Source organism: Blautia sp. HCP3S3_D9, from assembly GCF_052063845.1.
Lineage (GTDB): Bacteria > Bacillota > Clostridia > Lachnospirales > Lachnospiraceae > Blautia_A.
Genome location: NZ_JBQHWS010000022.1, coordinates 20,043 through 39,364 on the forward strand (window position 1 = coordinate 20,043; position 19,322 = coordinate 39,364).

Here is a 19,322-nt window from a genome sequence, read left to right on the forward strand (position 1 = left end):
CCCTTTCGTTTCTATATCAATACTCACCCCATGGTCGGAACCGGCACTGGTCTGGAAGAATCAAAAACTTCCTGCGCATCAAACAGATCTGACAGAAGTTCAGGATTATAATACATTCTGTATCCGTCCAGATTCCTTCTTCCCTGGCGGAAATAATTACTGCGGATCTGCACAAAATACTGACTGGAATCCACATTACAATAATAGTTATATCCCTGACTCTTAAGATATTCAAATTTCTCCCCTGAATAATCCTCTACACTTGTAAGATCTGCACCAAATGCAAAGATAATAATATCTGTTCCACCAATCAACGGGTCTACATTCTCTTTAAATCGCTGAGTATCTGCCTGCAATTTCTCCAGACTGATCTGGCTTACATTCTGGTGTCCCCAGGTATGACTTGCAAACAGCCATCCTTCATCCTTCATTACCTGTGCAACTTTCATTGCACCTTCTCTCTCTGTATTCAGGTCAAAGTCCGGATGTTCATCCAGCCACTTCACCTTATCAGCATCCAGGTCATCCGGTCTGGTCTCATAACTGCTATCTGTACGATAACCAAGGATTCCATTATACCCTGTAAGTGCCACGATTCCCTTCGCACCTCTATATGAGAAATCAGGATGTTCTTCTACAAAACGGTCGATTAATGGAACCATATCATAATCACCTACAGAAATGCTTCCATCATCTTCTACATATTCATTGCGCACTTTACCCTCATCATCCACGATAAGCTTCGTCGCAAATCCGTCTCCGTCCATGTAATGATAATAACATACATCATCCTGAGAAAGTACAAACGGCACTTTACCCGGAGGGAGCAGAATCTCGCCGGCATTCATATTGCCATTCTCATCTGCAGTCGCCATATCATAGATGCTGACCATAACATACCCTTTATCATACATACTCTGTGTGATCTGATTAAATTCATCAATCGTTGTCATTACCTGGTCGTAATCCCCGGATTTATAATCTCCGTCAAATGCCTTGCTGGTGTCTTTGATCAGTGTATGGTAAAAAACATGTGTCACCTGATCAAGCGGCCAGGAAACACAGGAGTCCTTCTTCTTCTGATAAACTTTAACTGCATGCTGGAATTTCTCACTTGTCTGATATGTGTCGCTGGCCTGAAGCATCTCTATCGCTTTATCATAATCATACTGATTCGCCGCATGTTTGGCACGTCTGTAAAGAGCCTTATCCTCTTTGCTTAATCCATCTGCATCTGTTTCAGGTTCCGGAGTTACTGTGTTCTCCACTTCTGTCTCAGAATCTGTCTCCGTGGATGCAGTCTGTGCAGGTTCTTCCTTCTTTGTACCAATGGACTTCGCCATTTCCGTAATCTTCGTCTGCTGCTCCCTGAAAAAAGTCTGCAATTCTTCTCCATAAAATCCAACACCGATTCCAATCGCCGCTGCTGCCGCAACGATCACTCCACCCGCAATCCGAATTCTCTTCTTTCTGCGGCGGCTCTTGTTCCTGCGTTCCTGTCTCGCAGCTCTTCGGGCTTCATATGCGTCATTATCATCGTAAAAAAAATCTTCATCCTCACTTGCAGCCGGAGGCTCTTCCTCTTCCACCTGTGCAGACCTTGTCTCTGTTTTTGACGTTTCTGACTCAGACTTCTGCTCAGATTCTTCTGATACATCCGCCTCTGCTTCCTGTTCATTTTCTACTGCGGCTGCTTCCATTTGCATCTCTGCCGGCGCTGCTATATCTGTTTCCCCTGTTGTATCCGTTTCCTCTGCTGCATCTGTATTCTCTGCAGTGCTTGTCTGTGTCTCTGTTTTTTCCTCTTCTGGAATATCTGAAAGTCTCTCCTCTGTATTCTCAGAGTCAGGCTTCAATTCACTCATACTTTTCTCCTCTTTATCATCCAAATAATGTTACTGTCCTAGTACATCGAAAATTAAGTAACCGCCATATTGACTTGTCTGATTTTTCATCTGCCGCGTTGTCGTCAATCGCCGTAGCCACCGCTACGCCTCATTCCTCCGCCTTGCATATGAGAAAATCATCCTGCGTCAATATAGCAGATACTTAATTTTCGATGTACTATCAATATTATAACCACACTAAGTCATTCCATCCTGTAAAAATGTTTTTACCATGATTATAACCTGTAATAAACTAAATTTCTACCGGTTTCCTCCCATTAATTGTTTTTTAATAATTGCCTTTTGTCTTATTTAATGATAGAATAAACGTTATGCAAAGGATTGTCTATCCGTAACAGTCCCTGTGAAAACACATACATTAGGAGGATGCAAATGAGTACAGTAACAATAGTCCTTCTGGTCATTCTTGTTATCCTGATCGCTGCACTGATCGGTTTATATTTCTTCGGCAAAAAAGCCCAGAAGAAACAGGAAGAACAGCAGGCTCAGATTGAAGCAACAAAACAAACCGTTTCCATGCTGGTTATCGATAAAAAAAGGATGCCGTTGAAAGATTCCGGACTTCCTCAGATGGTAATTGATCAGACACCTAAGCTTATGCGCCGTTCCAAACTTCCGATCGTTAAAGCAAAAGTTGGGCCAAGGATCGCAATCATGATCGCAGACGAGAAAGTCTTCGACCTGATCCCTATTAAGAAAGAGATCAAAGCTGAAGTAAGCGGTCTTTACATCGTAGGAGTAAAGGGAATCCGTGGTTCACTGGAAGCACCGGCTCCTAAGAAGAAAGGATTCTTCGCAAGATTTAAGAAAGATAAAGCTGCCAAATAATTGCAGTTAACCGTAAAATATAAGCCCGCAGATTTATGATCATTTTTGTATCATAGATATGCGGGCTTTTATGATTTAAATTATACAGATTGAATTATCCTCTTCACTGCCTGATTTGAGTCAAGCGGATAAAATATGACCAAACAACTGCTCTGCAGTTTCTTCGGTTAAATTGTAAAATCCTTACAGTCCTTCGGCTGTGCCTTGATTGCAAGATAACAGTCTGCCACATGCTCCTGATTCATATCCAGTGCATAGTCTACTTTCATATTAAGACTGCTGTCACCCTCTTCCAGATTCAGGTTCGTTGCAGCAATTCCCATCTCAATCGTTCCATACGGAGTGGTATAGTAAGTCATATTCTTCTTACCCTGCTCAAAAACCATATGCACATTGACTACGCCTTTCTTGCGCACTTCCATTCCTTTCGGGGAAATTTTTATGTAATTGATCGTCGGCTCTGCGAAGTCCTCCATAATCTCCTCATAACGAAGATAATGACTTCCATTTCGGAAATAATACTCTCCCGGCACAACAATCTCAATTGGCTCCTGCTCGCCTTCTGCATCTATTGTCTGAAGTCCACTTACGTGGATCAGTACTTCTTTATCCATTCTCTCTTACTCCCAATATTCTTACTGAATCGTTACTGTTCACTTTATGCCCAGTAACCCTATATCTTCTGTTTCTATGTAATATCTTTCCGCTGATCATCTTCCGAGTCGCATCACATTAATACTTCTCAATATCAATCTTCTGCGTCATCTCTACATCATACGGCAGAATCGAATTTGCAAATGCCTTAAATTCATCTGCCAAGTCACTGACAAAGAATCTATACGGAAATTCCTTCTGCTCCATACCTGTACTGGAAAGACCTTTCTCCTCCAGCAGTCTGCCAAGCTCCAATGCTGTCTCATATGCCGGATTCACCAGACACACATTATCACTCATAATCTTTCTGATCGTAGAACGAAGCAGCGGATAATGAGTACATCCAAGAATCAGTGTATCCACATCCTTATCCTGCAGCTCTTTCAGATATCTGGCCGCCACTTCATCCGTCACAGGATCATGGAGCCATCCTTCCTCCACCAGCGGTACAAAAAGGGGGCAGGCTTTTCCAAACACAGTGATCTCCGGATCCAGCTGCTTAAGATATTCCGCATGAATCCCGGTTCCTACTGTTCCCACAGTACCAATAACTCCCACACGTTTGTTTCTGGTCTGTGCTGCCGCAACTTTCGCTCCCGGCTCGATCACGCCAATGATCGGAATGTCAAATTCATCCCTTACTGCATCCAGGGCAAAAGCACTGGCCGTATTACAGGCGATCACAATTGCTTTCACCTGCTGCTCCTGCAGAAAACGGATGATCTGACGTGAGTACCGAATGATCGTCTCCTTTGATTTACTTCCATAAGGCACTCTCGCCGTATCACCAAAATATACGATTTTCTCTGAAGGAAGATTACGCATGATCTCACGCGCAACCGTCAGCCCTCCCACACCGGAATCAAAAACTCCAATCGGTGCCTCTCTATCTATTTTCATTGATTTCTCTCCATCTCTTTTTGATTGTTTCACTATTCTATCACCAATCGAGAGCCTGTGCAAGCCAGAAGGAAATCTTTACATCTTCTTTCCTGTCTTTATGATCTTCTGGAAACTGAGAGAAACAGAATTTCGGATACAACGTTCCCCACCAGGCAGTGATTGCTGTCTGTTCCTGTCGATTTTCTGCGATTTTTTCTATCTGCTCCGGCATTGTTCCCGCCAGGACCACTCCCAGAATCCCTGCTGTTAAAGCTGCTGTTACTTTTTTGATATATTGTTTGGGATATCTTTTAATTGCCAGCTTTACTTTAAATATTCCTGTTATTTTTTCGAACAGTTTCTTCTTTCTTAGAAACTTCTTCTCAGCACTCATTTTTACATTCCTCCTAAACCAGAGCATGTTTATTTCTATTTCTTATTCAAAGTATCGCCTGCATTTTGGAAATTTATACATCAATTTCCAGGCTTCCATTATCAACCCTGACAAACGGCAGCTTCAGAAGTCTGTCCTCTTTGTATTTCTCATAAAAAAGTTCTCTGAGTGTCACCGCAGCTCTCTTTTCCCCGGACATCCTGTTTTCCATCATTCCAGTAATATACTCCCCTGCCGAAGAATTCTCCTCTCCGTTCCACTTCAAAATTTCTGCCGCGTTCTCTGCCTCAAACACATAAAGATCCTCGCCCACCAGATTCTCCTGTTTCAGATATTCAAGCACTAGCCTCCAGCGTCCATCTTCCACTAATGTTCTTCCAAGAACCAGTACCTGCAGATGTCCCATATCCAACAGTTTCTCCTGTGACCGGTCATATGCCTGTTCAATCTGAACGAAATCCCCTCCACTGATCTGCAGCACTCTTGCACCACCATCCTCTTCTTCCTTTTCCTGCCCTGTACTCTCAGACATATCCGGCATTCCATAAACAAGAAGAAGTCCTTCCGATGAAGCATCTACACCAAGTGCCATAGGATAGGCCCGTTTTTCCGGTTCTACAGCAACACCACATCCCCCAAGAAACAGGCAAAACACCAGGATTCCCGTCACTGCTGCAGGTATCTTTTTTCTGCGACCTCTTTTTCCCAGGAGAAGCATATAAATTTGACAGATTAATATTCCAGGCACAAAAATATATCCCAGACACCATCCAAAATAATCCAGAGCTCCTTTCCCATTTTCTTCCAGAAGCGAAATCAGAAAAACCATTGCAGGAACCCACAGACGCCCGGTTCCAAGATGGGATTTTCGAATAATCTGCTCTCCGTAATGTAGCAAACTTCCGATTGCAAAGAGCAGACTGTACAGAAGAAATCCCATCCATATCACATCAAATCTCGCCAGCACATTTCCTGGAAGATCCGCGCCATCCAGCAACGGCAGAACCGGATAACTTTCAGATTTCACTCTGTCATATCCAAGCACTGCCGGAAGCAACAACTCCATCCCCACAAGAAGACCGCCAAGTGTCAAAATCCCACCGGCCGCAGTCTTGCCGGCACTCCCGTATTTCTCCACATCTCCCAGCAGAAAAGGCAGTAACCCAATTGCTGAGAATGCACACAGCACTCCGTAAAAAGAACGCCAGACATTCTCCGCCGTAAGTTCCCCCCATTGTATCACTTCCGTGAAATATTCTGCTCTTGCCTGCGGCACACAAAGCCCCATCATAATGAAAATTCCTCCAAGCAGCAAACCTCCGGACACTTCTGCCATCCTCCCTCTTCTCTGCATTCCCCTGCTGCTTCCCACAGAACATACCAAAATTGCCCAGAATGCAATCCATCTGCCGGATATCCCTGTAATCAGGCTTGCAGGTATCAGACGCCGCAAAAGAGCCAGCAGATATCCTCCTGCCAGCAATATATAAATCAGAAAAAAGAGACCAATGATCCGTCCTACAAAACCACCTGCAGATTTTACCAAGTCTTCAAATGAGGGTGTCAGACGGATCAGCAGAATTACATAAAATCCCAGAAGAACTAACGCCAAAAGGATTCCTGCCACAGCACTGATCCCATTGATCCCTCCTCTGCCAAAAATGCAAAGCATAAATGGTGCCAGAAATGCCAGGATCATCTGTCTGTAAAGCTGCCTGTGTGAAATCCTGTTATTTTCCGCAAATTTCATGAGCCGGACCCCTTTCTCGTTAATCGAATTTTCTGCTCTTCTCTGGCATAGAGTGGCCGCAATTTCCTCATGCGCAGAGGAACTCTCCAAATCCCTTCTTCTCTTCCGGATTCCCGTTCCTTCTTTATAAAAGGCACCAGATACGGAACTCCGAAGCTTACCAGTCCTGCCAGATGTCCCACAACCAGATACACACCCAGCACTATTCCATAAATTCCCAGATAACCTCCAAGAATTAGAAATACATATTTCACCAGTCGAAACGCTGCCGCAAATTCCTCATTCGGAACGGTCATAGAACCCAAAGCAGTCAGTGCTACAATCATTACCACGATGGGGCTTACCAGATTCGCTTCCACTGCTGCCTGTCCGATCACCAGACCGCCTACAATTCCAATGGCATTTCCAAGTGACCCCGGCACTCTTACTCCTGCCTCCCGGATCAATTCAAAAGCCAGTTCAAGAAAGATCAGCTCCACCACACTGGAAAAAGGTACTCCTTCTCTTGACTCTGCAAAAGACAGGATCAACGTCCCCGGCAGAATCTGTGTATGAAAACGTATCACTGCCAGATAAAGTCCAGGCAGAACAGTCGCCATGATTATCGCCAGATACCGTAGCATCCGTAAGAAAGATGCCATCTCAAATCTGTGATACCAGTCTTCACTGCTCTCCATAAAACTATTGAAATTTCCCGGCAGGATCAGTGCTTCCGGTGAATTATCACACAAGATTACAACTTTACCATTCAGAATCTCCTGTACTGCCCGGTCCGGACGTTCCGTCGTCTGATACTGTGGAAAAGGAGAATACCACACATCTTCCGTCAATTGTTCCAGCATTCCGCTGTCCAGGATTCCATCAATTTCAAATTCCTCCAGCCGTTCTTTCACTTTCTCCAGAAGTTCTTCATGTACCAGATCATCCATATATAACACCTGTGTCAGAGTATGTGAGCGGACACCGATTTTATATTCTTCCACTTTCAGTCTGGTATCCCGAAGTCTCTTTCTCACCAGTGCACTGTTGCTCTTCACACTGTCCGAGAATCCCTCTCTAGAACCCCGGAGAACTTTTTCCGACTCTGCCTCCATCACGCCCATTGACGGATACCCCTTGCTGGAGATCTTCATTGCCTTGTCATAACCATCGATAAAGAAAACTGCATCCCCAGTAAGCATAGCCTCCACCGCTTCATCAAGATCTGCCAGTTTCTTCACATCTGCAATTCCAAGACTGTTATTTTGGACAAAATCCTGAATCTGATCCGGAGAAATTTCCCAGAAATGATTGATCATTTTGCCAATTGCAGAATCATCCAGCATCATATTTGAAACTGCAACTTCTATATAAACCATGAGACAGTCCACCTTATGATTTTCACCAAGCCTCATAGGACGGATCAGAATATCACTGCAGTTCTCCAGTCTGGTGCGCAGGTACTTCTCATTTTCACGTAAATTTGCAGAAATCCTTGTCTGCTCTTTTAATTCTCTCTGTTCTTTCACATTTCCACTCCTTTCATGCTCCCATCCTCTGATCATTATTCTTCGCAAATTCCCACCATTCGTTTACAACCTCGCAACTAAAACAGGGGACTTACTTGATTTATCCAAAAGAATCCTTCGCCTACAGTGTATTGCTTTAGTCAAAAAAAGAGAGGCTCCTCGCCTCTCTTTATAATTTCCAGATATTCAAATATTATTCGTAACTGTTCTGCCCCCACAGATTCCGTCTGCTTTCCCGGGTACTTATCTGTGGCCTCTGGATTTCTCCCTCTCTGCACGCTCACGTTCTGCATTCTCAGCTTCAATAGAACGCATGATAGCCATTCTCTGATTCTCGATATGCTGGAAAGAAAGCTGCTTTGCTTTCTCCACATTACGCTCTTTGATTGCCTTGGTCAGCTCTTCATGCTCCTTTACAAGAAGATCCCTTGTCTCACCTTCTTTGAGATATTCCACACGATAACGATAGATCTGCTCTCTCATATTGTTCAGCACCTGGATCAGTCTCTTGTTATCGGAAGCCTGGTAAATAACCTCATGGAAAGCCACATCTGCCTCAGCAAGCTTTACAAGATTCCCCTCTGCCATGGTATGTTCAAACTCCTTTGCAGCAAGCCATAATTTACTCATCTCTTCCTCAGTCATACGTGCGCAGGCTTTCTCAATGGCAACATTCTCAAGTGCAATACGAACCTCAAGAACATCATTTAAATCCTTTTCTGTGATATTCGCAACCTGAGCTCCTCGGCGCGGTATCATTACAACCAGCCCCTCCTGCTCCAGCTTACGCATTGCCTCTCTGATCGGAGTTCTGCTCACACCAAGTCTCTCTGCCAGCGCAATCTCCATCAGTCTCTCACCTGGTTTCAGTTCTCCCTTCAAGATCGCCTGACGCAGTGTATTAAAAACTACATCTCTTAATGGAAGATATTCATTCATATTTACTGAAAACTCACTTGTCATTTGTACGTCCTCCTGCTTTCGTTACTTCTGTTGCAAAAACCGTCTTCGCCAGTCTGCTCTCTCTGAGAGCTGCTGCCGCTGCCTCCATCTTCTTCCTGTCATCAAAGATTCCAAACACAGTCGGACCGCTTCCGCTCATCATTGCTTTCAGCGCACCATGCGCTTCCATCAGCTCTTTAATCTCTCCGATCACAGGATACTTCCCGATAATTCCTGGTTCAAAAACATTTCCCATCTTCTCGGTCATTGCCAGAAGATTTCCACATTCAATATCTTTGATCATTCCGTCAATATCTGGATGAGTAGTGATCTTATCCAGCTGCAGACTCTCATAAGCTGCCTTAGTAGACACATTAATTCCCGGTTTTCCGATCAGTACAAAACAATCAGGCACCGGTGTAATTCTGGTCAGCTTCTCACCGATTCCCTCTGCCAGTGCAGTTCCTCTCATCACACAATACGGAACATCCGCACCAATATTCACCGCCCGATCCATCAAATCCTTCTCACTAAGTCCCAGTTTAAACAGACGATTGATCCCAACCAGCGCTGCTGCTGCATCTGAACTGCCGCCCGCCATACCTGCTGCAACCGGAATAAATTTCTCCAGACGGATATCTACACCACTCTTTACCTGAAATTCATCCATCAGAAGCTTCGCCGCTTTATATACCAGATTTCGTTCATCATTTGGAATATACGGATAATTCACAGATAAGGAAATCCCCGGTTTCTTCACCCTTCTAATCTCCAGAACATCATACATCTGAATCGTCTGCATGATCATCCGAACTTCGTGATAACCATCCTCTCTCTTCCTTAAAATATCCAGCCCCAAATTTATCTTTGCTAATGCACGTAACCGCATAAATTCCTCCGCTTATCTCTTGTACTTTGTATACAATAATTCACTTTGTACATATTTTAAAACATTTTTTACCTGTTTTCAATATGTGAGCTATCTTTTTATGTGGAAATTTTTTTCAATATATTATACTGGCACCTGCTTTACCAGAATCAGCGGTTGCCCTGGTTTTACTTCTTTTTCCGTCAAACTATTTACACTGCAGATTTCATCTACTGTCGTGTAAAATTTCCTTGCAATATCCCACAGCGAATCTCCTGTTTTTACAATATAAACGGTAATTCCCGGCATGTTTTCAATTTTCTTCCGATCCAGCGGCTGCTCTTCTACAGACTCAATGACCTGCTCCTCCCACTGACGGAATACCAGAACATTTAAACCCACAGCCGCTTTTACCTCAATCTCAGCCCCATCCGCCATTGCAGTAGAAAGCTGTTCTAACTCTGCCTGCAGGAAATACGTACAATCCTGACCAATATCTTTTGCTTCAATCAAATGAGTAAACGGCAGCATGGCATCCATCGAGTAAAATGGCATCTCATCATTTCCAATAATATATAAGATCTTAAGCGCCACAATTCCCTCTGCCACGATCCCTTTCTCCGTAACCCTGGTTTTATCCACTTTCACCTTTCCGCTACTATGGCAAAGCTGCAGAACTTTTCCCTGGTTCTCTTTCACTTCAATCCGGTCTGTCAGGCGACACTTGGAGAAATTCCGCACCAAAAGACTCTCCAGAACTTCCTTTCTGCCATGCAGTACACATTCCTTAAGAGGACTATAGGCATCAAGAATCAGTTCATGATCCTCTTCCCTGTACATCTTCATATTCAGTTCCAACACCGCATCTACCTGAAGAATCCGCTCTTCCCCGTCCGGATCAGGTTTCACTTCCACTCCCTGATGGATCAACGCCACTTCAATATGCGGGATCAATTCCTCTGAACATCCATTACACTCCACTTCACTGTTAAAAGGCATCGTATATTCCAGCCACTGCGGCAGTGCATCCTCTTCCGCACCTGTATATAAGATAAAAACTGCCAGCTCTCCTTTTACCCGAAGCTTGTTTTCCTCAGGGCGCAGGTCCAGATTGCGAGGTTCAATAGTGTACCATAAAAGGTTCTCCACATTTGGTCTATTTGATGCAAGAGTAATGTCATCCTTAATACGCAGAGTATCTTTTTTATGTACACACAGACTCATAAGCCGGATATCCTTTTTCTTCACAGAAACTGTCGGATCATCCAAAGAAACCGGAAGCTCAATCTTTGCCTGTTCATCTACCACTGCATAGAACGTTACGATTGCCTTAATATTCAATTTTCTGGAGTGAATTACATGAACACTAAGATCCTCAATCTCCCAGTTCAGACACAGCTTATCTCCCCCCTCGATTCCTTCCAGATTAATGATCTCATCCAGAGGAAGTTTCGCAGAAAGACTGTAAATCCTGCCTTCTTTTTCTCCCACATAAAGCAGATCTACATTCAATGTTCCCTTAAGCAAAGCTCTTCCTTCGCTCAGGCGTACTTCATCCATGGACACATCTGCCTTACTCTGAACCATTCGTCCAATATCCGGTTTCACATCCGGCACATTATAATCCTCATCAAAAGTCACCTGACTTGCCGCCTTGTTTTTGATCCGCAGCATCTGAATGCTTTCTTTTTTTAATTCCAACATACCTCTATCCTTTCCTGTTATATATTTGCCAGTGTACCAACAAGTTAATTTCTTAATCACTCTCGCATGCCAGGCAGATAAAATCATCCGCTTCTCCTCCTGCTCATAGCCGAATAACCGCTTCGCAGTTTCGGTTAAATTTCTGTATTGTAGTCGGTCACCACAGCTTCCCATATACCCATCTATCCCATGAACTGCACAGGCTTACTTGTGTCTGTTATTTTCAAAACAATACAAGGATAAGAAGGTTCGCTTCCTGCCTGATCCTCTGACGGTCCTATCAATCTGGTTTTACAGAACACCGCATTCTCAGATTCTGAAACCTCCTCAACCTGAATGCTGTAACCTCCTGTAAGCTGCTGTCCATATCCCTTCATCAGATACCGCACTCCACCCACCTGGTATGTCATCTGAAAAGCATTCTCCTTCTTCTGTTCCATCAATTCCGCCGCCTCTGCCGGGATTTCTTCCTGCTTCACAATCGTATATTCCAGAGGTGTTCGTTCTCCTTCTTCAATCTTAATGAACTGACATCCTGCCAGTGAAACTGCCAATGTCGCAACCAACACCATCAGAAACACCCGGAACAATCCTCCGGCCTTTTTGACCATAATGCACCCCTGCTCATTCTTTACTAGCTATTTTATGCTGGCGGGATTTTTATTATTACATTACTGTTTACTGGATTCTCTATATCATTCCCCAATGTTACTGTCCACTCCTTTCTCAGCAGCGTTGCCAAAATTCCACATATTCTTTCTTGCAGGTTATTCCACAATTCCGTATAATAAAAAGAACAGCTACTGACATTACTGTTTACTCCGTTCTCAGTAATCTAAAAAATTTTAATATGACATGGGCATTTTCATACATGCCCGGAAAGGAAATGAATAATGATACGATTTATTCTCGTCTGTATCGTGGTGATCGGATACCTGATTCTCTCCATTCCCATCCTTCTGGTAGAATGGATCATCGGTAAATTCTCTCCTATGAAAAAGGATATCAGCTCCCTCCGCATCATCCAGGCAGTATTTCGCTTTATCCTCTGGATCACCGGTGCCAAAGTCACTGTGATCGGTGAAGAAAATGTGCCAAAAGATACGCCAGTACTCTATATCGGCAACCACAGAAGTTACTTTGACATTCTTCTTACTTACTCCCGCTGTCCGATTCGTACCGGCTATGTTGCAAAAAAAGAAATGGAGAAAATTCCGCTGTTGTCCACCTGGATGCGCTACCTTCACTGTCTCTTCCTTGACAGAAAAGACATCAAACAAGGTCTGAAAACCATCCTCACAGCAATAGATAAGGTAAAGTCCGGCATCTCCATCTGCATCTTCCCTGAGGGAACCAGAAACAGAAACGAAAACGAACTGGACATGCTTCCATTCCATGAGGGAAGCTTCAAGATCGCAACCAAGGCTAAATGCCCGATCATCCCGATCGCTATCAACAATTCTGCAGACATCTTCGAAGCCCATTTCCCGAAAATGAAACCTGCCAAAGTCGTAGTAGAATACGGCAAACCAATCTATCCAGATGAACTGAGTAAAGAAGATAAAAAACATATCGGAGAATATACCCAGAACGTAATCCGCGAAATGCTGGAGAAAAACAAACCTCTTACAGAAGCATAGAAATCAAAAAATCCGCTGAACCGATCATATCATAAAAAATCCATCTGATCGGTTCGGCGGATTTTGTTTCATTCCTACTTCCTATTAATTTTCATAGTTAACCAACTTCCTCTTAGTTTATTTGGAGCAAGTGGATAAAATCATCCGCTTCACTACGCAGCTCTACATCGAATATCTGCTCTGCAGTTTATCAAAAGGAACTTGTACTCCTCATACAAATAAGTCCCCCACTGCTTATTGCTTTTTGCAATTGAAACAGGGAACTTATTTGATTCGATTAAATACAAATCCCAGTTAATAAAATCGCCGTAATTGTTCCGGCAAGCGTAGCCAGGAGCGCTCCTGGCAGCGTGTACCGTGTCTTTTCTACTTTTGCCGCAGCAAAATACACACTCATACAGTAGAATAAACTCTCCGTTGAACTCAAGATTACCGCTCCCATAAATCCAGCTCGTGAATCTGTCCCATATTGTTTAAAAATATCCAGCAATAGCCCTGTCGCCGCACTGGAAGAAAACATACGCACAACTGTCAGCGGCAGAATTTCCGACGGAATCCCAATCCCAGAAGTTAATTTTCCCAACTGCTCTCCAGCAAAATTCAGGAATCCTGATCCTCTCAAAATTCCTACCCCAGTCATCAGTCCTATCAAGGCCGGACATATACCCGCGGCTGTTTTCAGCCCCTCTTTTGAGCCATCCAGAAAATCATTATAAACATCTCTCCGCGCCAACAGTCCCCATCCAATAATATAGAACAGAAATATTGGTATGATCATGTCCGACAGAAATGAAAGAATCTTCATATTGCTCTCCCCTTCCGGTTCATGATCCTGCAGAAAATTACCGCCACAGCAGTACTCACCGCAGTAGCCACAATTCCCGGTCCAACTACTGCCGCCGGATCTGCACTGCCATATTGAGCGCGATATGCAATCATATTTACAGGAATCAATTGCAAAGAAGAAATATTGATGATCAGAAATGTGCACATTGCTCTGCTTGCAGTCCCTGGTCTGTGTTCCAGTTCTGCAAGGCTCTCCATAGCTTTCAGTCCTGCAGGAGTTGCCGCCCATCCAAGCCCCAGAATATTGGACAGAAAATTCAGAGAAATATATTTACAGGCTTTTGACTCCGGGTCCAGATCCGGAAAAAGATATCTCATAACCGGACGCATTTTCCCTGAAAGCTTCTCTACCATTCCGGCGTTCTCCGCAATCTTCATCACCCCCGACCACATGGCCACAATTCCTGCCATAGAAATACACAAAGTCACCGCATCCTTTCCCGAGGACACCGTGGCTTCCGTTACCGCCTTAAAATTTCCTGTCAATGCTCCATAAATAATTCCGATCATAATCATGCCGCTCCACAAATACGTCATGTTTCTGCCCTCGATTCCTGTACATGCAACGCGTACCGTATCTCTACAGCTTATGTCCGTCTATTCCTTTGCAGAACTGTTTCCTGTCCCAAAATTGAGAGAGTTTATTATCGAATCAGCCATATCCGCTCAACCGTTTATCTCTCAAAATGCAGGCATATTTATATCCTTATGACTTGCAAAACTATCTATTGAATAGTACTGTATTTCTATTTTTACATCTTTGACATTAGAACTTCCACTGTATCTGTATTGACCCAGGAAGCACTTTTAATAATGTAATCATTTTATCAACCGTGAATCGTTTCTCATCAAATCCAATCTCTTCCCAGAGGCTTATATTGGACACTACTTTTTCAATCTGCTCCGCACCAGAAGTGCAGAAATCTTATGCGTCTCCATGCAGCACCTGATCTTCCAGAAATTGAGCAGATGTATCTTCTCTCAACAGAAGACTTCAGGCAAAAAGAATATTATCAGATTGTGCCTGTGTATGCGGCATTTTGTATCTAGCCCAAAATCCCTCACCACAAAAAACGGAACCCTCCTATATCATCCAAACTTTGATTCGGGAAGGTTCCATTTATTTTTTCATTCTTATTCTGTTATTTGCTTTTTATTTCATTCTTTCACAGTTATTTTACTTCTTATAGTCCGTCTTGCTGCAAGTCGGCAGCCCTTTTGTATCCCAGGACATGCCTGCCTGTTTTCTCCAGGTATTTGTTCCAAGCAGAAAACCTCCGGACTGCGCATCCAGAATATACCACTTACCACCAACTCTCACCTGGTTCCACTGATGACTCGGATTACTCGCTTTTGCATTTGCATGGACGTAACGGCAATCCACACCAATCGCATCACAAAGTGCCTTCATAGCTCTGGCATATCCGGAACACTGCGCCTCTCCATACACCAGCGCACCCCAGGCAGTATTTGCATAATTGTACTGCCATCCTCTGTACGCATAACTGCAGTTGCTTCGAAGATAGTTAAACGCAGTCAATACCTTATCATAATCAGACATACCACTTCTGATATAATTAAGCTTGAAACTCTGTACAACACTTCTTACCTGCGCCAGCTGAGTAGTATTCAGATAAGGTCCATACACACTTCCATAGCTATAATTTCCCTTTACAGTAGGAGCTTTCACAGTTATCTTTCTGGCATCACTTTTTTCACTGTACACATTCTTTCCATTTACTTTCACATAAGCAAGAACTCTGTACTGATATGTTTTTCCTGCTTTTATAGTCTTGTCTGTCGTAGAAAGAGTCGTAGCTTTCTTAACAGCCTTCAGATAAGACCACTTTCCATTATCATAACGATAAATCCGGTACCCATCCGCCTGATTTGTATAACTCCATGACAATTTTACAGTTTTGTTATCTGTAGTATAACATTTATAAAGTTCAGGAGTCTGCAGATTCGCTTTCGCAGTAACCGTATTGGAAATAATCTTGACATCATCATCAAAATTCTCCGGTTCCGGATCCACCACATAATCAGAATATCTGAGCTGATAAGAATATTCATGTCCTGCCTTTGTTGTGGTATCCACAAATGTAAGATTATCTCCACGTGCCCTTGGACGGTCAGAATAGCAGATTACCTTATTGTTATCACCATATTTAGTATAGTGATTGTCATCAATAACTTGCCACATATCCCCTGAAACAAGAAAACGGTCCAGCTTCTTCAGTTTACCGCCATTCTCCACCGACGGCTCTGAACGATAAATCTCTACATACTCAGAGCCCAGAGTATTCACCAGCGCATCAAACTCAATACTGCTCGCCTTTCCGGCACGCCATTGTTTAATGTTCATAAATTCGGTATCTTCCCTGATCGTCTGCGCCGCCTCTGCTCTCACTCCCGTCCCCAGCACCATACACAACAAGGCACAACCCATCACCAGCAAACCAGGCAACTTCCGCAAAACTGATTGCCATAACAATTTACATGTTTCTGAATTCTTTTTCGTTTTCATAATACTTTCACCTCCATACCACAAATATAAATGTTTCATCGGGAGATTTCAATAACCTTTGAGTACATACAATATTTATGTCATCGATTTTTTAGAGCAATCCGATAAATTTTTCGCCTGATTGCTGTTTTTATCTGTTAGGGCAAACCCCTGTTTGTCATTGTGGAGTTTTTCGTTAATCCCAACTGCTCAGTTCTGAACACCGAAAGAATCCCTATATAAAAGCACTAATCTAATTGACATTATTTCTATAGCGATGTATCTTAATTATAGGAAAACACAACTGTTTTCTTGATTGCCCAAGATATTTAATATCTTGTTATGCGAATAAGGAGCGTTCGCCTTCGGAGAATGTCATGGTTAAAAATGAATTCATTCGAGTGTAGCCGAAGTAAAGTAATCCGTGAAACATCATACAGACGCAGGGGCTGGAACCACCTTACAGGATAGGTGCAAAAATTCCTTCTTGATTAAGTCAAGATAACTGGCGGACAGTGAAAATAACTACACATATAATTACTATGAGGAAAGCTATCTTATATGGATAGTTTTTTTCATACCCCTAAAAAATAAATAAAACAAAATTTCTACAAATCTAAATAAGGCTCCAATACTGCAACTGGAGCCTCTTTTTTATTGAACACTATATCTATGGTTTTATAATAAATCCTTTTACATTTTTTCCAAATTTATCATAACTTCTATAAAATGCCATCTGGTATGCTTCTGGATTTTTGATGATATCCTCTTTATCATAAATAAAAAGATACAGATTTTTTGTCTTGTAATGAAATGCATCTGCACCAAGTTCTTCCGTTAATTGTTTTTCAGACATGCTTTCTCGCGTACATTTTATTTCGATAGTAACATCATATGAAGCCAGATAAAGGTCAGCACGTATTCCACTATAACCGTTATCTCCATTTACTTCTTTACGAATTTCAGGAAATACTGTTCGAAGCAGCGAGTATAAAACGTGTTGAACATCATACTCGTTTTCAATTTTTATTTGATGTAAAATTTCCTCAGAAAAAGTGGATTTTTTATGTGGTCTATCATAATACATGGATTTTAAGTATATATTTACATGCGACAGTATCCGTTCTATTATCAGTTTTGCAGTCTCTTCGGATAAGTCATCAGAGACTTTCTTATCCAGATTTTCAAGAATTCGCAGAATACCTTCTGTTGCTGTTTTTATATTTTTTATAGATTCTGCTTCTGAGAATTCATTGGCAATAAAATGCCCTTTTACTTTCACTTCATTCTGTATTTCTTTTGAAAATCCATTTTTAACAACATATATTTGGACTATATTTTTCCACTCAACATATGCTTTTGAAATTTCATTATACTCATTCTGTCCGAGGATTGCATGTCCATACTGTATCAGTTTGTCATTTGTAATAGAATCAATAGTATCCATACATTATTTCCTTCCTGTCAAATCCCAGACCACCGTATAAAAAACAAGAACAGATTGTCCAGGATGTGTATGATATCATCTTTCCATTCAAAAACATGGTACAATGCCCCAAGTCCTTCTAAAAGCTTTTGCCAGTTTCTTAGTGCTTCACGGATTTTCTGAGTAGTAATCTTCTGATCTGGCACATTAAACTGGATTCGGTTCATAAGCTCTTCCAGTTCCATCTCCACAAGAGGAGGATTATCTGCAAGCATTTTTAGTATAAGGCTGTAAACATCCCTTTGACTTCCGTCTATTAACTTATATTTTAAGCGTTTCTGACCTCTGGTTGGAGGTCCTGCCTTTAGCACTCGTACTACGTCTGCATATGGAAGATTGGCACACGTAAAACGGCAACTTTCTTCTATGACTGAATTATTTATATCCACTGCTTCAACTGGAAGAAGTCCTATATTCAGACAGATAGCCTGCATTACCTGAGGAGAATGAATACTTTCTATTGCCATACGCGAAATCATATCATCCTGTATAGAAATCCCCAGTTCATGAAAACCTTTACGTGCAATAGCCTGCAATTCTTCTTCCTTCCACGGCTCAATCTCAATTACTGAAAGCCGACCGGTAAGATCAGGATTCAGACGTATTGCATCGTCTGATCGATATGGCAGAGAAATAATCACTGCCTTAAATCCAAGCCTGATAACTTCTTTTAATTGGCATGCAATGTCATATTGTACGTCAACTGGTGCATAATGAAAATCATCTAAAACCAAGACCTTATCGTATTCCTTAAAATAGTTTAGTATTTTTTCTTTATTTGCCGGATAATTTTTCTTGATCATAGTGGAACGCTGTTCATTAGATGAAAAATCCGCATTCGTTTCACTGACTTCCGCATCCATGGAAATTCCGATTTTCTTTCCAATACGATTCCAGAAATCTGATTCACGTACAAAATCATTTCCTGACATAGCTACAATCCGCTCAACCCCAATCACACGCTCACATAAAACTGTTTTTCCTATTTTGGACGGACCAACAATATATGTAAGGAAACCATCAATAGATAAACTCTGCTGTAAACGTTCTTCATAACTATACTGCATAGTGCCTGATTTTCTGGAAACATACGTAATATCTGGAAATGTTCCAGGTTTAAACACCTTTGAATACCTTTTATCCACTATTTCACCCCTTTTCTGCTTTTTATAAGATTGTACCACACTTTTACCTATCTTTATACAGAAATGATTTAATTTTCTAATGGAAAATTTTTATTCTTTATATACAAGCAAGAAGTAATATTAGAAATATAGCTACATAACTATCAAAATAAACCTAGATTATTCACGGCACAGTCGTGAAAGTGGCTGAAAACCACATAGTTTCTATATTTTAACTGAATATTGCTTTTCACCTATCAGATGAATGAAAAAAGAGCATCCA

17 protein-coding genes are annotated in these 19,322 nt (G+C 42.2%); 2 read left to right on the forward strand and 15 right to left on the reverse strand.

Going from position 1 to position 19,322, the window contains the following annotated elements; genetic code table 11:
• Window positions 1-23: 23 nt before the first annotated feature.
• Window positions 24-1,865 (reverse strand): hypothetical protein, encoded by a 1,842-nt coding sequence (locus ACTNES_RS06715; RefSeq protein WP_330655784.1) that lies wholly within the window; start codon window positions 1,863-1,865, stop codon window positions 24-26.
• 414 nt (window positions 1,866-2,279) lie between these two features.
• On the opposite strand from ACTNES_RS06715, the gene ACTNES_RS06720 reads away from it, so the two are divergent.
• Window positions 2,280-2,735 carry a hypothetical protein gene (locus ACTNES_RS06720; RefSeq protein WP_291811571.1) on the forward strand — a complete coding sequence of 152 codons (456 nt, stop codon included), beginning with the start codon at window positions 2,280-2,282 and terminating at the stop codon, window positions 2,733-2,735.
• 167 nt (window positions 2,736-2,902) lie between these two features.
• Here ACTNES_RS06720 and ACTNES_RS06725 read toward each other — a convergent pair whose 3' ends face one another.
• From ACTNES_RS06725 to ACTNES_RS06765, 9 genes are all read right to left on the reverse strand, one after another.
• Window positions 2,903-3,349, reverse strand: a complete 447-nt coding sequence (locus ACTNES_RS06725; RefSeq protein ID WP_216460119.1) for a DUF1934 domain-containing protein — start codon at window positions 3,347-3,349, stop codon at window positions 2,903-2,905.
• Between the two features lie 118 nt (window positions 3,350-3,467).
• On the reverse strand, window positions 3,468-4,289 hold the full coding sequence (gene murI, locus ACTNES_RS06730) for a glutamate racemase (protein ID WP_216460120.1): 822 nt from the start codon (window positions 4,287-4,289) through the stop codon (window positions 3,468-3,470).
• 40 nt (window positions 4,290-4,329) lie between these two features.
• Complete coding sequence (locus ACTNES_RS06735) at window positions 4,330-4,665, reverse strand: hypothetical protein (protein WP_216460121.1); 336 nt, start codon at window positions 4,663-4,665, stop codon at window positions 4,330-4,332.
• A gap of 73 nt (window positions 4,666-4,738) precedes the next feature.
• Window positions 4,739-6,415, reverse strand: a complete 1,677-nt coding sequence (locus ACTNES_RS06740; RefSeq protein WP_291817204.1) for a GerAB/ArcD/ProY family transporter — start codon at window positions 6,413-6,415, stop codon at window positions 4,739-4,741.
• Entirely contained in the window at window positions 6,412-7,959 is a 1,548-nt protein-coding gene (locus ACTNES_RS06745; RefSeq protein WP_291811582.1) for a spore germination protein, read from the reverse strand. Before ACTNES_RS06745 ends, ACTNES_RS06740 begins: the two co-directional genes overlap by 4 nt.
• A 207-nt stretch (window positions 7,960-8,166) precedes the next feature.
• Complete coding sequence (locus ACTNES_RS06750; protein ID WP_216460124.1) at window positions 8,167-8,886, reverse strand: GntR family transcriptional regulator; 720 nt, start codon at window positions 8,884-8,886, stop codon at window positions 8,167-8,169.
• Complete coding sequence (ispE, locus tag ACTNES_RS06755; protein ID WP_216460125.1) at window positions 8,876-9,754, reverse strand: 4-(cytidine 5'-diphospho)-2-C-methyl-D-erythritol kinase; 879 nt, start codon at window positions 9,752-9,754, stop codon at window positions 8,876-8,878. The genes ACTNES_RS06750 and ispE overlap by 11 nt, the downstream gene beginning before the upstream one ends.
• A 123-nt stretch (window positions 9,755-9,877) precedes the next feature.
• Complete coding sequence (locus ACTNES_RS06760) at window positions 9,878-11,437, reverse strand: DUF3794 and LysM peptidoglycan-binding domain-containing protein (protein WP_253292472.1); 1,560 nt, start codon at window positions 11,435-11,437, stop codon at window positions 9,878-9,880.
• A 182-nt stretch (window positions 11,438-11,619) separates the two neighbouring features.
• Window positions 11,620-12,048, reverse strand: a complete 429-nt coding sequence (locus tag ACTNES_RS06765) for a protease complex subunit PrcB family protein (protein WP_291811591.1) — start codon at window positions 12,046-12,048, stop codon at window positions 11,620-11,622.
• 282 nt (window positions 12,049-12,330) lie between these two features.
• On the opposite strand from ACTNES_RS06765, the gene ACTNES_RS06770 reads away from it, so the two are divergent.
• A complete protein-coding gene (locus ACTNES_RS06770) occupies window positions 12,331-13,077 on the forward strand; it encodes a lysophospholipid acyltransferase family protein (protein ID WP_216460126.1) in 747 nt (248 codons plus the stop codon).
• 277 nt (window positions 13,078-13,354) lie between these two features.
• Here the strand turns inward: ACTNES_RS06770 and ACTNES_RS06775 are convergent, their stop codons facing one another.
• The 5 genes from ACTNES_RS06775 to ACTNES_RS06795 form a co-directional block, all read right to left on the reverse strand.
• Window positions 13,355-13,882, reverse strand: a complete 528-nt coding sequence (locus tag ACTNES_RS06775; RefSeq protein WP_216460127.1) for a spore maturation protein — start codon at window positions 13,880-13,882, stop codon at window positions 13,355-13,357.
• Window positions 13,879-14,460 carry a nucleoside recognition protein gene (locus ACTNES_RS06780; RefSeq protein WP_216460128.1) on the reverse strand — a complete coding sequence of 194 codons (582 nt, stop codon included), beginning with the start codon at window positions 14,458-14,460 and terminating at the stop codon, window positions 13,879-13,881. The genes ACTNES_RS06775 and ACTNES_RS06780 overlap by 4 nt, the downstream gene beginning before the upstream one ends.
• A 640-nt stretch (window positions 14,461-15,100) precedes the next feature.
• On the reverse strand, window positions 15,101-16,450 hold the full coding sequence (locus ACTNES_RS06785) for a transglutaminase domain-containing protein (RefSeq protein ID WP_441038977.1): 1,350 nt from the start codon (window positions 16,448-16,450) through the stop codon (window positions 15,101-15,103).
• A gap of 649 nt (window positions 16,451-17,099) precedes the next feature.
• Window positions 17,100-17,876, reverse strand: coding sequence for a hypothetical protein (locus tag ACTNES_RS06790; RefSeq protein ID WP_291817215.1), 777 nt, complete (start codon window positions 17,874-17,876; stop codon window positions 17,100-17,102).
• A 17-nt stretch (window positions 17,877-17,893) separates the two neighbouring features.
• Window positions 17,894-19,060: an ATP-binding protein gene (locus ACTNES_RS06795; protein ID WP_291811616.1), complete on the reverse strand. Its 1,167-nt coding sequence runs from the start codon at window positions 19,058-19,060 to the stop codon at window positions 17,894-17,896.
• Window positions 19,061-19,322 lie beyond the last annotated feature (262 nt).

What these genes read in the sequence shown, in the direction of transcription:
- ACTNES_RS06715 (WP_330655784.1), bottom strand. Translation starts at nt 1,865, where the DNA reads ATGAGTGAATTGAAGCCTGACTCTGAGAATACAGAGGAGAGACTTTCA.
- ACTNES_RS06720 (WP_291811571.1), top strand. Translation starts at nt 2,280, where the DNA reads ATGAGTACAGTAACAATAGTCCTTCTGGTCATTCTTGTTATCCTGATC.
- ACTNES_RS06725 (WP_216460119.1), bottom strand. Translation starts at nt 3,349, where the DNA reads ATGGATAAAGAAGTACTGATCCACGTAAGTGGACTTCAGACAATAGAT.
- murI (WP_216460120.1), bottom strand. Translation starts at nt 4,289, where the DNA reads ATGAAAATAGATAGAGAGGCACCGATTGGAGTTTTTGATTCCGGTGTG.
- ACTNES_RS06735 (WP_216460121.1), bottom strand. Translation starts at nt 4,665, where the DNA reads ATGAGTGCTGAGAAGAAGTTTCTAAGAAAGAAGAAACTGTTCGAAAAA.
- ACTNES_RS06740 (WP_291817204.1), bottom strand. Translation starts at nt 6,415, where the DNA reads ATGAAATTTGCGGAAAATAACAGGATTTCACACAGGCAGCTTTACAGA.
- ACTNES_RS06745 (WP_291811582.1), bottom strand. Translation starts at nt 7,959, where the DNA reads ATGATCAGAGGATGGGAGCATGAAAGGAGTGGAAATGTGAAAGAACAG.
- ACTNES_RS06750 (WP_216460124.1), bottom strand. Translation starts at nt 8,886, where the DNA reads ATGACAAGTGAGTTTTCAGTAAATATGAATGAATATCTTCCATTAAGA.
- ispE (WP_216460125.1), bottom strand. Translation starts at nt 9,754, where the DNA reads ATGCGGTTACGTGCATTAGCAAAGATAAATTTGGGGCTGGATATTTTA.
- ACTNES_RS06760 (WP_253292472.1), bottom strand. Translation starts at nt 11,437, where the DNA reads ATGTTGGAATTAAAAAAAGAAAGCATTCAGATGCTGCGGATCAAAAAC.
- ACTNES_RS06765 (WP_291811591.1), bottom strand. Translation starts at nt 12,048, where the DNA reads ATGGTCAAAAAGGCCGGAGGATTGTTCCGGGTGTTTCTGATGGTGTTG.
- ACTNES_RS06770 (WP_216460126.1), top strand. Translation starts at nt 12,331, where the DNA reads ATGATACGATTTATTCTCGTCTGTATCGTGGTGATCGGATACCTGATT.
- ACTNES_RS06775 (WP_216460127.1), bottom strand. Translation starts at nt 13,882, where the DNA reads ATGAAGATTCTTTCATTTCTGTCGGACATGATCATACCAATATTTCTG.
- ACTNES_RS06780 (WP_216460128.1), bottom strand. Translation starts at nt 14,460, where the DNA reads ATGACGTATTTGTGGAGCGGCATGATTATGATCGGAATTATTTATGGA.
- ACTNES_RS06785 (WP_441038977.1), bottom strand. Translation starts at nt 16,450, where the DNA reads ATGAAAACGAAAAAGAATTCAGAAACATGTAAATTGTTATGGCAATCA.
- ACTNES_RS06790 (WP_291817215.1), bottom strand. Translation starts at nt 17,876, where the DNA reads ATGGATACTATTGATTCTATTACAAATGACAAACTGATACAGTATGGA.